The sequence below is a fragment of the Paenibacillus sp. 1011MAR3C5 genome (assembly GCF_003591485.1).
In the GTDB taxonomy this organism is placed as follows: Bacteria; Bacillota; Bacilli; order Paenibacillales; family Paenibacillaceae; genus Pristimantibacillus.
In genome coordinates this window covers 145,052-156,079 of sequence record NZ_QZCF01000011.1, presented here as the reverse complement: position 1 = coordinate 156,079, position 11,028 = coordinate 145,052, and the positions used below count along the sequence as shown (strand labels likewise).

Annotated in this window: 11 protein-coding genes; 3 read left to right on the top strand and 8 right to left on the bottom strand. The window is 54.7% G+C overall.

Annotated elements, in window-relative coordinates:
- The first annotated feature begins 1 nt into the window (after position 1).
- Positions 2 to 85, top strand: a complete 84-nt coding sequence (locus tag D3P07_RS27980) for an IS3 family transposase (protein ID WP_397334621.1) — start codon at positions 2 to 4, stop codon at positions 83 to 85.
- 58 nt (positions 86 to 143) lie between these two features.
- On the opposite strand, the gene D3P07_RS24550 is transcribed toward D3P07_RS27980, so the two are convergent.
- Positions 144 to 1,004 (bottom strand): patatin-like phospholipase family protein, encoded by an 861-nt coding sequence (locus D3P07_RS24550; RefSeq protein WP_119803294.1) that lies wholly within the window; start codon positions 1,002 to 1,004, stop codon positions 144 to 146.
- Positions 1,005 to 1,208: 204 nt separating this feature from the next.
- Here D3P07_RS24550 and D3P07_RS24545 point away from each other — a divergent pair, with 204 nt between their 5' ends.
- A complete protein-coding gene (locus D3P07_RS24545; protein WP_119803292.1) occupies positions 1,209 to 1,529 on the top strand; it encodes a PadR family transcriptional regulator in 321 nt (106 codons plus the stop codon).
- Between the two features lie 4 nt (positions 1,530 to 1,533).
- Positions 1,534 to 2,157 carry a DUF2812 domain-containing protein gene (locus D3P07_RS24540; RefSeq protein WP_119803290.1) on the top strand — a complete coding sequence of 208 codons (624 nt, stop codon included), beginning with the start codon at positions 1,534 to 1,536 and terminating at the stop codon, positions 2,155 to 2,157.
- A gap of 236 nt (positions 2,158 to 2,393) precedes the next feature.
- Here the strand turns inward: D3P07_RS24540 and D3P07_RS24535 are convergent, their stop codons facing one another.
- From D3P07_RS24535 to D3P07_RS26765, 7 genes are all read right to left on the bottom strand, one after another.
- Positions 2,394 to 3,308, bottom strand: coding sequence for an ROK family protein (locus tag D3P07_RS24535; protein WP_182914499.1), 915 nt, complete (start codon positions 3,306 to 3,308; stop codon positions 2,394 to 2,396).
- Entirely contained in the window at positions 3,305 to 3,988 is a 684-nt protein-coding gene (locus D3P07_RS24530; protein WP_119803286.1) for an N-acetylmannosamine-6-phosphate 2-epimerase, read from the bottom strand. Before D3P07_RS24530 ends, D3P07_RS24535 begins: the two co-directional genes overlap by 4 nt.
- A 19-nt stretch (positions 3,989 to 4,007) precedes the next feature.
- Complete coding sequence (locus D3P07_RS24525; RefSeq protein WP_119803284.1) at positions 4,008 to 5,579, bottom strand: FAD-dependent oxidoreductase; 1,572 nt, start codon at positions 5,577 to 5,579, stop codon at positions 4,008 to 4,010.
- Complete coding sequence (locus D3P07_RS24520; protein ID WP_119803282.1) at positions 5,569 to 7,143, bottom strand: glycoside hydrolase family 3 protein; 1,575 nt, start codon at positions 7,141 to 7,143, stop codon at positions 5,569 to 5,571. The genes D3P07_RS24525 and D3P07_RS24520 overlap by 11 nt, the downstream gene beginning before the upstream one ends.
- Before the next feature lie 75 nt (positions 7,144 to 7,218).
- Positions 7,219 to 9,069, bottom strand: coding sequence for a hypothetical protein (locus D3P07_RS24515; protein ID WP_119803280.1), 1,851 nt, complete (start codon positions 9,067 to 9,069; stop codon positions 7,219 to 7,221).
- Between the two features lie 10 nt (positions 9,070 to 9,079).
- Positions 9,080 to 10,090, bottom strand: coding sequence for a hydroxyacid dehydrogenase (locus D3P07_RS24510; protein ID WP_182914498.1), 1,011 nt, complete (start codon positions 10,088 to 10,090; stop codon positions 9,080 to 9,082).
- The gene (locus tag D3P07_RS26765; RefSeq protein WP_182914497.1) at positions 10,083 to 11,024 is read right to left on the bottom strand and encodes a helix-turn-helix transcriptional regulator; all 942 of its coding nucleotides are present in this window, start codon (positions 11,022 to 11,024) and stop codon (positions 10,083 to 10,085) included. The genes D3P07_RS24510 and D3P07_RS26765 overlap by 8 nt, the downstream gene beginning before the upstream one ends.
- Between the last annotated feature and the right edge of the window lie 4 nt (positions 11,025 to 11,028).

Sequence of the window (11,028 nt, the reverse complement as noted above, 5' to 3'; positions counted from 1 at the left end):
TATCCACTTTTACAATTACGAACGATTACAGAAAAAACTAAACGGCCTCAGTCCCAAAGAATTTAGGGCTAAGGCCGCATCATAGATCTTTATTTTTTGTACTGTCTACTTGACGGGGAGCAGTTCATCATTGGCTGACCTTATCATCCTTTTGTGATGCCCATCCATTCCTGAAGAGACGGCATCAGATTGCCCGCATCGCGGTAGCCCTGCATATAGAGCGCATCCAGCTTCTCCTTATCCCGCTCCATTCTGCCTACGGTCATTGTCTCTTGCGGCCGAATGACGAATACGTTGCCCGCCTTCTCCTGACTTTCGATATAATCCAGTGTCTCGTTATAGACCTCATGCCTGCGCAGCATCGTCTCCACAAGCTTCGGATACTTGGCGTAGGCACGCTTCAGCATCCAGGGGAAGCGAGACGGGGATTTGCGATAGTCGCTATTACGGGTCAGGATCAGCACATTGCGCTTGAAGCCTTGCCTCTCCGACTCTCGCAGCGGAATGGGATCGGCAATGCCTCCATCCAGCAGCTTCCTGTCTCCGAACTCCACGATCGGAGCAATGAAGGGAAGCGAACTTGATGCCCTTAGCAACCTTAATAAATCATAATCGGGATCATTCTTGGCGTAATAGACAGACTCACCCGTCATGCAATCCGTCGTGCCAATGACATATTCCTCCGGACTGTTCTGAAAAGCCTCATAATCGAACGGCACCAGCTTGTTTGGAATTTCATCGAATATAAAATCCATGCCGAACAGCTGTCCCTTCTTCAATAGGTTACCCCATGATATATAGCGCGGATCGCTCACCCAATCCACATTCACGACGCGATTGCGCCCAAGCTGTCTGGATAAATAGCTTGCTCCCATGCAGGCGCCGGCAGACACGCCGATCGTATATGGAAAATAAAGCTCTTGCTCTGAAAAATACTCCAGCACGCCCGCCGTATAAATGCCGCGCATGCCTCCGCCTTCCAATATTAAGCCATTCGTACTCATGAGCTGCCCCCTTCGCAACACTGATCGCGCACGTACCTCTCTATTCAGCCTAGCACTTGAACAACCAAAAATCTATAGCCCTCTTGCTTTATACAGTTCAACTGTATATAATTCAACTATATAGTTGAACTGAATAGTTGAACGGTATAGTGAGTTCTTCATGCTGTGCAGTAACCTTCAACTTACTAAAGGAGAGAACTTGTGATGCCAAGAGACCGGAATTTGCCGTTAACCGAGACGGTCTATTATATCCTTCTTGCCTTGATTGAGCCCGCACACGGTTATGCCATTCTGCAGAAGGTCGAGGAGTTGAGCCACGGCCAAGTCCGAATGGCGGCTGGAACACTATACGGCGCAATCGACAACCTGATGAAGCTGAAATGGATTCAGCCTGTTCCGAGCGAGGACAGCCGCCGCAAAGTATATGTAATTACAGAGCAAGGCGTGTCGATGCTAAGAGCCGACTTCGATCGAATGTTGCATATGATTAACGTGACGAATGACAGTTGGAACAACAGGAGGTAATATCATGCGGAAGCTTAACTATTTTGTTGATTTGGAGAAAGAAGAACAATGGTTGAATGACATGGCAAGACAAGGCTATATCTTATCCCGCAAGTCGATCGGGTATGAATTCGAGCCCGCCAAGCCCGGACTGGATGTCGCTATTCGAATCGATTACCGCACCTTCCGCCGTGCCTCCGACTTCGAGGATTATCGCGCACTGTTCGAGGATTGCGGCTGGGCGCATATCGCGGGAACAAGAAGCTCCGGCGCTCAATACTTCAAGAAAACCGGTACAGACACAGAAGATGACATCTTCTCGGATCTGGACTCCAAAGCAGGACGCTACAAAAGATTAGCGGACATGTGGACATCACTCGCCGCTTGCTTCATTCCTCTCTTTGTCGTTTTAATTACAACGAACAGTATCGATCTTGCTGTATTCCTGAACCCCAAAGCGTTATATTACACACCGGGGCTATGGGAGAAGGAAGGGGCGGCATTCTGGGGTTCCTTCCTGTTCGAGACGCCTTTTGCGCTAGGCCGGGGCTTCCTCTGGATGACCATTCCGATCATGATTGCGCTTGCCAGCCTCTTCTCCTATAAGGCCAAGAAACAATATGATTCGAACCGGAAGCCGCTTTCTTAAGCCATGATGGGCAAGCGAAAGCCACCCGACCTAAGGCTTACCTTCGTCAGGCCTCGAAGCGTAGCCTTGGTCGGCCATAACGACACTGCCGTTAACCGCTTCGGCTCGTCCAGCGATTACGAGACCATTTGTCCTAGCGCTTCACCTTCATGGGAAGGAGCCTCATTCGCGTACGGCGAAGACAACGAGAAGAGACCTGGCCTGAAACAACCAGATCTCATCTATCCTTCAAGTGTTTAACGGAGCTTACATTTCACCATATAAGCCGCTCCGATAATACCTGCCCTATTTCCTAAGCCCGCTGGTTCTATCCGAATCGGCATATCCGTCTTCCTCCGCAGCGCATGCTCCAGCCTCGACCACCATACATCCGCGCTATTCACCAGTCCGCCTCCAATTACAATGGATTGCGGACCAATGAGATGGTAGATGGATATCAGTCCTGCAGCCAGACGAGCTGCGAATTGATCTATAGCTTGGAGAGCGCGCGATTCAGAAGCTTGCGCCTCTCTGATCAACCGCCGGCTGTCCCAGTCAGGCTCGATTACGCGAGCGATTCGATTAAGGGCGCTTCCCGATACATATTGCTCCATGCAGCCTCGTTGGCCGCAATTGCACAGCAATCCGTCTTGCTCCAGGATCATATGCCCGATCTCGCCGCTTCGACCGCCGAACCCGTGACTGATCTGCCCGTTACGAACAATCGCGCCTCCGACTCCTGTTCCCAGCGCTACAAGCGCAAATGAATGATAATCACGGGCTGCCCCCATCCACACTTCCCCGAGTGCCGCGGTGTGCACGTCATTATCTGCCCATACAGGCAGGCCCGTTGCCCGTGAGACAGACGAGGCCAACGAAAGACCCGTCCATCCGGGCAAATTGTCTGTTGCGTAGATCACTTCTCCAGAATCCGGATCGATCAATCCGGCCGAGCCGATTCCTATTCCTTCTACACTACCTGCCGAAGCTTCCATTAGATCGGCGGCAAGCCGGCTGATCTCTCTCATCATTCCGGCTCTGCCTTCCTCGATTGGCGTTCGTACTGTGCGCTCCAATATAATGTTACCGTCTGCTGTCACTAATCCAGCCTTGATGCCTGTCCCTCCGATGTCTATTCCGAGGTAAGGAGCTTCGAACTTGACCGTGTTCATGCACCCGTCCGTGCGCTGCGATCCATGGCAGCCCGATACTTCGCCGTTATGAGCTGAGGCCGTGTAATCGCGGAGCCGACCACAACAAACCATGCCCCTCTCTCCAGAGCCAGAGCGGCTTGCTCCGGCGTCCATATGCCGCCTTCGGCTACGACCGGCACCTCCAATCTGTCGGCCAGCCGGGCTACCAGATCGAGCCGGGGTATCGGACCTTCGCTATATGGTGTATAGCCCGCCAATGTCGTGGAGACATAGTCAGCTCCGCATGCTGCAGCATGCAAGCCTTCCTCGAAGGTCGAGATATCGGCCATGATGGAGATGCCTCTATCCTTCAGCACAGCGATGGAGTCTTGCAAGCTCATTCCATCTGGGCGCGGCCGTCCTGTCGCATCAATCGCAACGATATCGGCACCCGCTTCATGTACCGCTATGGCATCTTGTACGGTTGGCGTAATGTACATCTCATAGCCCTCGTAGTCTCTCTTCCACAAACCAATAATCGGCAGCCCGACACTTGACCGGATTACCCGTATATCCTCCGGACTATTGGCTCTTATGCCTCCTGCGCCACCTTCTACGACTGCGCGGGCCATGCCTGCCATATAAGATGACCCGTGCAAAGGCTCGTCAGCAAGCGCTTGGCAAGACACAACCAGCGTACCTGGCGTTAGGATTGACATCTTAGGATCATCCTTTCGATTATAATGCTCGCAGCTGCGGCCACTTCGTCTCAACGCCAGCTCTTCTCAGCCAAGCTTGGTAGCCAGCCAGCGCTTCTTCATTATTCCTTACGGCTCTAGGTTGAAGTCCCCGCTCCGCACAATATGCCGCGAGAAACCCAGCCGCCTCCCCTATGTTCCATTCCACCGGATGGAGCCTGTAGCAGCCATTCGTAATGTGCGTAGTGCCTATGTTTTTGCAAGCGGCAATCATATTGTCCATGCGCTCCGGGATTAGGCTGCCAAGCGGGATTTGGAACGGCAGGCAGGATACGTCAATATAGGACCGAAGCCCGGTACTGGGATGAAGATCGATCCGATAACCGCCAATACCGACCGAATCCGGGTAGTCCATCGCTTTGCCGTCAGGACGGCATTCCGGGCTGACATGCTGCTCCACAACGGTCGTCTCGGCTTTGATTCTTCTGGATTCGCGGATGTACGGACGCTTCGCCAGCCCGTCAAGCGTGCCCGTCACATCGCCGCGAAGACGCAAGCCAGGATAGCCCGCTTTGCCATCGGGACGCGGCGCTTCCGTCTGCATCCAATACATCAAGGACAAGCTGAGTTGGCGGGCGCTCTCCAGATGCTTCTGCCGCTCCGCCTCCTCTACATCGATGATCGGTCCAAGCCAGTAATCGTTCTGCGGCCAATTGACCAGCGTAATATCGCTCTCGAAGGAGCCCTCGGCAAACTGCGACCGGTCAATGATGCGGCGGTAATGCCATAGTGAGAAGGACTTGCCATCAGGAAAGAAGCTGTACGTAATAGGCGCAAGCGTATGGGGAACAAGCCCCGTCCAGCTAAGCTGACGGTCCGGCCAGAAATCCGCCCGATACTGCTTCCAGAAGTCATATTGTGCCGGTTTCGCGATTGTATGGTCTTCCCCCTCGATATGATCGATTGCGTAGCACCAGGTGAATGCCTGCATATCCGATGGATCCGCATCACCGGCAAGCGCGTGAGGCTCACCCGTCTCTCTTGCTGACTCGGCTCCCGTTACGTACTCCGTACCCGTCATCGGAAGAAGATCGCCTTCATCCGTCGCATCGAGAAAGCAGGCAGCGGTCAGAACCGTCTCATCGCCCGTCCACTCATGGCGGACATAAACCGCCCTTACCCGATCTCCTTCCGTCTCCGCCCGAACCGGCCTAACGTTCTCCATGATCGCCAATGAGCCCCGGTGGATATATGGAGCCAGCATATCCTTCAGTACCGCCAGAGCAGCCCGCGGCTCATGCGCAATATCGCTGACGATGGCATTGCCCGGGTTGAAGCGGACTGAGGCATGCGACGCTGGATTCAGCAAAAAGTTTCGTCTATAGTACTCTCTTATGCGCGTACGGAACTCGCGATAGCTGGCTGTACAGCCGAATTGCTCCATCCATGGATGCTCGTCAGGCGGCACCGCCTGACTTGTCAGTTGTCCGCCAATCCAGTCCGATTCCTCCGTCATGATAACTGTCCTGCCAGCTCTGGCGGCGGCAAGCGCAGCCGCGCAGCCTCCTGTGCTTCCTCCGATAATGACAACATCTGCATGTCTATTCCGCATCTTGTCGCTCCCTTCCTTCGTTGCCTAACAGGCCCTTGATATATTCCGCTGCCGCCTCCTGCAAGGAAGGGGCGCGATCGTGCATCAGCAATACGGGAATGTCCGTGTAGAACTCCGCGTCATATGGCGAGCCGAAATGAACGAGCAGCAACGGGTTCCTGCACCGGACGGCTACGCGATTAATTCGCTCCAGCACGTCGCGCCGCATCCGCTTATTGCAAGTAATCGCCGCTATAACCGGTCCATCCTCACCCCACTGCTCCAACGTATCCGGCAACTGATCGTAAGCATCGATTCGCTTCAGTTCCGCAGCTGCCCCATCTCCCACGACCCGATCCGCAAATATCGGCAGCGACTGCTCGCATATGAGCCTAATGCGCATAGGGCCTGAATGAGCCAGGCTCTGGATGGATGACCATATGGATTGATCACCATGAATCTGAATAGCCTTCCGTGCCACCTCCATGCTAATGGCTCTGGAAGACGCTGTATCGAATCGGGATGGATCAAATGGCAACTGCTCGAATCGTTCCGATGTTAATCCGTATTTCCGCTTGGAGCGGATGATGCGGGCCGCGGATTCATCTATTCGTTCTATGCTCAGTTCACCTGAGCGAACGGCTTCTAACACTGCACCCACCATCTCTTGCGCTTCTTCGCGATTTGCCGGGCAGACAAGCACGATATCCGCACCCGCTTTCAGCGCCATAACACAAGCTTTGCTCTGCGTATAGGCAGACGTCACGCCTTTCATGGACATGCCGTCCGTTACAATCAAGCCTTCGAACCCCATCTCCTTGCGAAGAAGCTCCGTTATGACGCTGTATGACAAAGAAGCGGGCAAGCATGACGGATCGATCGCAGGTACTGCGATATGGCCGATCATGACCGCTTCGACACCTGCTGTGATCGCCGCGCGGAAAGGTGCCAGCTCGAATGTCTCAAGCCGCTCCCGGTCGAAGTTCAATACAGGAAGATCAAGATGAGAATCGACATTCGTATCGCCATGGCCGGGAAAGTGCTTAGCCGTCGCAATCATGCCATGCTCTTGATAGCCGCGAATGACGCATGCGCCCATGCGAGTGACCAGCTCCCGCGTATCGCCGAAGGAATGGGTGCCGATCACGGGATTATTGGGATTGTTGTTAATGTCCACGACTGGACTGTAGTTAAAGTTGACTCCCATCGCCAGTGACTCCTCGGCTGTCACTCTGCCGGTCTCATAGGCTAGTTCTTCATCAGCCGCCGCTCCGATCGCCATATTTTTCGGAAAGTAGACTGCTCCCCCGCGCGGCAGCTTGCAGCCCGCTCCCGCAACGAAATCAGCCGCTATGAACAGCGGCTGTCCGCTTCCGTTATCCAAAGCGGATCGCTGCATCCTCCCCGTCAATTCATGAACCTGCTCCGGCGAGTCCAGACAACCCATATCCAGAAAGATCCCGCCGGCCTTGAAGCCTTCGATGTATAGCTCCGCTTCTGCTCCGAATGATGTCTCATGATAGTAGAAGGTGAATAGCTGCCCCACCTTCTCCTCCAGCGTCATCGTTTCCAACAACTTCTGCATGTTCTCTTGCCCCCTTTGGCCTCCAGTGCTACCCTGCACCCCATATCATCAACTGAATCAACCCTCCAGCAGGAGTTAATCAAATACACTCTCATTCAATAACGCAAGCAGCAGGCCTGCGGAGGTTAGCGCATTCGTCCAGCCGCTCTCCATGCAGTACGGGCCCCATCCCGTGTCGCCGTTATTGCCGAAGTATTCGCCGCTATTCATATCGAAGGCTCGCATCCAGCCCCCGTCGAAACGACTGTCGGCACTGCAAATCTGAATGCTCCGCATAAACGCCGCTACGTCCTCATGCAGCTTTTTGTATGACTCATTACCGGTAGCCCGCCACATCTCCCAACTGTTCATCACCAAGAAATTGTTGGTATACAGCTGGTCGGCGATTCCCTCTCCATTGGAGATATAGACACCCGCATCCTCTAGTCCGAATCGTTCCGGATCCGGGTTATCTGCCTCTTCTATCCCGCCAAGGGCATGCTGGTTCACCGTCAGAGCTTGCGCGATATCGCACAGGCCCGATGCAATCTCTCCCGTATGGTCATGACGGGCCAGGTAGCCGAGAGGCAGCAGTAGGCGGGTCCAACCGGAGGTTCGGCTGTACATGAACTGCATGTGATCCCTATTGGCCAGCAGTGTACGAGAGCCCTTCAAGGCCGAATTCAAGTAAGCCTCGTCGCCAGTAACAAGATATGCCTGTATAAAGGCCGCATGAGCAATGCTCTCAAAATGCGGATTCATGCTGGCATCCAGTTCCCTCACGCCTTCCCGTCCGAGCAGCGCCAGCTGATCCCGAGTAAGGACGCTTGGACGCAACCCGTCCTCGCGCTGCGTAGCGAGCAGCCCTGCCGCAAGAAGCAGTCCTCGCTCCCGATAGACAGCATTGCCGGTCTTGCGATATAGATAGAGAAGCACAAAGCAGACCCAGGCATTATCGTCGGTGAAGATCTGCTGCGGATATTTGCCGGGATAATCAAACCACTTGAAGAATCCGTAAGAAGGCGAAGCAGGGTCCATATCCTGATACCCCTGATCGAACAAGTAATGAAGCAGACAACTGGAAGCGTCCAGCCACTCCTGATCCTTCTTCCATGTTCCGTACAAGTGGAACATAAATGCTGTATGCGCATGGCAATCTGGTCTTCTGTCCTTCGCAAGATGGACGGTTACCGAATGAATATTCTCATACACACCAGCGGAACCGTCTGCCTCCGGCAGCATGCCCGACTGGATGAACCATCTCGCGCTTGCCTTCACCGCTTGCTCAGATGTCCGCTTGCCAGCCAGCGTCACCGGCGGGTCTGCAGCCAATAACGGAAGACCTGTCTCCATCTCCAGTTGCAAGAGCAGCGGACGCCATCGGCTGTAAGGCCGCAGCGTTACCGGTTCGGTGCAGGTCAGCAGCGAAAATGCCACATAAACAACGATTCCCAGTCCGAGCTTCCGCACCACTAGCCCCGGATAGCTCCCGCTCCCTTCCTTAGAGCTCATATGCGTATCCTGATAATGCCCAATGGAAAGCCACACCTCGGCATCAACGGCAAAACCTCGCCGCATCGCGCCCGACCATTCCAACAAAGCCCCTTCCGTCAATCCTGGTATATGTCGCTTGCTCCTTAGCTTCTCTACCGTTCTTCTCGTAGCCGGGAAGTCTTGCTTCCAGCCGAACAAGCGGGAGCTAGAAAAGTCGAAGGCTTCTACCAGCTCTGCATAAAGCCGACCGCCCCTCTCGACATAATCCCATAGCTTGGCGGATGCTGCAGGCGTCAATGCCGACGCTGCTTCCAGGCTGCCAGAACCAAGCAGCAGGACCGCATCATACTGATTCAGGTCACAGCTCTCCAGCTCCCCCCATTGGAATCGTTCGGCTTGTAGCGCTCCCGGTACGGTTACTGATGACCCGGCTACCACTATTGCTGTTCTCATCGCAATCCTCCTAAGCTAATTCATGCAGCCTTGACGGCTCAATTTGTCCAATCAAACCATGTCCTGCCGCGAATCGTTCCGCTTGCTCCGCAATGAAGTCGCCGATGGCGAGCAATCCGTTGTTGACTGATCCCGCAATGTGGCCCGTCAACGTAACATGCGGGTGAATCCGCAGCCAATGGCCGGCAGGCGGAGGCTCTTGCCCGGTCACATCGAGGATCGCCCGGAATCCCCCAGCATCCAGTCTTCTGCGAAGAGCGGCCTCATCCACAAGCGAGCCCCGAGCTAGATTAATCAGGACTGTCCCTTGCTTCATAAGCGATAATCGCTCCTCATTAATCATGTGATAAGTTTCCGGTATGGCTGGGGCCAGTACCATCACGAGAGCAGCGCTGGCCGACAGCTCCTCCAGCGAGACGAGGCGCGCGCCCAGCTCCGCTGCCTCTTGCTCAGATACAGTCGGATCATAAAGCAGGACATGGACTCGGAAGGCGCGCAGCAGCTCCATATACCTCCTGCCAGCCTGACCTGCGCCAATGACGCCGATCGTTATACCGTACAGCTCTCTTATTCGCCCCCGCACCTCATCCGCCCGATTATTCCACCAATCGCCCGTGCGGGTATGCCAAGTTATTTCCTCAATATTCTTCAATGCCATAATCGTTAGGCCAAGCCCGGTCTCCGCCACCCCTCTGCTGAGTACGGACGCCGATGAGACAACCGGAATCCCGCGCGCCCATAGCGCATCTGTCGCGACCGGCTTCACTGAACCCGCCGCATGCAGCGCCAGCTTGAGGCCAGGCGCAGGGGCGAGCCACTCTTCCGTAAGCGCCGGACTCGTCCATGACGTGATCAAGACATCGGCGCCGCGCATCACTGCACCCGCATCACAAGGATTCTCTTGCAGCGGCCCCTCCGGAATGGCAAGCTCCTTCGTCAGCGCTTTCAATCGAGCCATCGCCTCTGGCGTGAACACGCGGGTGACGACAGCGGGATTCATCAGCATCGCCATCTTATTCATCGTTCCACCCCGCTCCATATAAGCTTTGATATTCGGATGGCGTAAAGCCAGTCATCTTCTTGAATGCCTTGCTGAAGGCGTGAATGGACTGATAACGCAGCTCCTCCGAGATTTGCGTAATGCTGTCCCTGCCGGCTTGCAGCTTGTTCATGGCTGCCATCATTCTTCGGCTGACCCAATACGATTGCATCGGCATGCCCATCTCCAGCCGGAAGGCATGGGATAGATGCGAGTAGCTGTAGCCTAAGCGATCAGCGACTTGCCCCAGCTCCTCGATATGGCCGACGTGCAAATCCATGTATTGAACAGCCTGATAGACCAGCTCCTTCTTGTTGACCGGCTTCATTCTGCCCTCTGCCCTCTGGGCTGCTGATAGCGGTTGGAGGGACATGCAACCTGTATCTGCCCCCAAGACTGAGCCCCCTAGCATGCGCCCTGCTTGAATCAAAATCTGATTGACGAGGCTGTCCAGCATCGCGCGCGTATACCGATCCCCCGACCTCAACTCCCTCATTAATGCAAAAAACCGCTCATCCAAGCCGCACTGATCCCGGATAATCCGGCCTAATGCCTCCGGCCGGAATAGCGGGAAGTCGAGCAGCGTCCCGGACAAAGGCTTGATCTCCAGCCTTACGAATCGGATCATCTCTCCCGCATTTGCAGCAATCCTGTAACGAATGCCCGGCTCCAGCGCGACCAGATGCCGATACGAGAAAGACTGACGTTGTCCATCCGTGTCCAATTCTCCGCTCCCCGACAACATATACAGCACAATGAAATGGTCGGCGGATGAACGACCTTCCTCTTCCCGGCAGCAGCGGTCATGCACCTGAAAGAGATGCACCAGGTTCAACGACACCTCTCTCTCCAAGTAACGAACATCAAAGCCGGCTCCCTGTTCCTTCTTGCCGGCAGATGGAAGTATTGGCGGCATGAGC

What these genes read in the sequence shown, in the direction of transcription:
- D3P07_RS24535 (WP_182914499.1), bottom strand. Translation starts at nt 3,308, where the DNA reads ATGAACACGGTCAAGTTCGAAGCTCCTTACCTCGGAATAGACATCGGA.
- D3P07_RS24530 (WP_119803286.1), bottom strand. Translation starts at nt 3,988, where the DNA reads ATGTCAATCCTAACGCCAGGTACGCTGGTTGTGTCTTGCCAAGCGCTT.
- D3P07_RS26765 (WP_182914497.1), bottom strand. Translation starts at nt 11,024, where the DNA reads ATGCCGCCAATACTTCCATCTGCCGGCAAGAAGGAACAGGGAGCCGGC.
- D3P07_RS24540 (WP_119803290.1), top strand. Translation starts at nt 1,534, where the DNA reads ATGCGGAAGCTTAACTATTTTGTTGATTTGGAGAAAGAAGAACAATGG.
- D3P07_RS24515 (WP_119803280.1), bottom strand. Translation starts at nt 9,069, where the DNA reads ATGAGAACAGCAATAGTGGTAGCCGGGTCATCAGTAACCGTACCGGGA.
- D3P07_RS24525 (WP_119803284.1), bottom strand. Translation starts at nt 5,579, where the DNA reads ATGCGGAATAGACATGCAGATGTTGTCATTATCGGAGGAAGCACAGGA.
- D3P07_RS24550 (WP_119803294.1), bottom strand. Translation starts at nt 1,004, where the DNA reads ATGAGTACGAATGGCTTAATATTGGAAGGCGGAGGCATGCGCGGCATT.
- D3P07_RS24545 (WP_119803292.1), top strand. Translation starts at nt 1,209, where the DNA reads ATGCCAAGAGACCGGAATTTGCCGTTAACCGAGACGGTCTATTATATC.
- D3P07_RS24510 (WP_182914498.1), bottom strand. Translation starts at nt 10,090, where the DNA reads ATGAATAAGATGGCGATGCTGATGAATCCCGCTGTCGTCACCCGCGTG.
- D3P07_RS24520 (WP_119803282.1), bottom strand. Translation starts at nt 7,143, where the DNA reads ATGCAGAAGTTGTTGGAAACGATGACGCTGGAGGAGAAGGTGGGGCAG.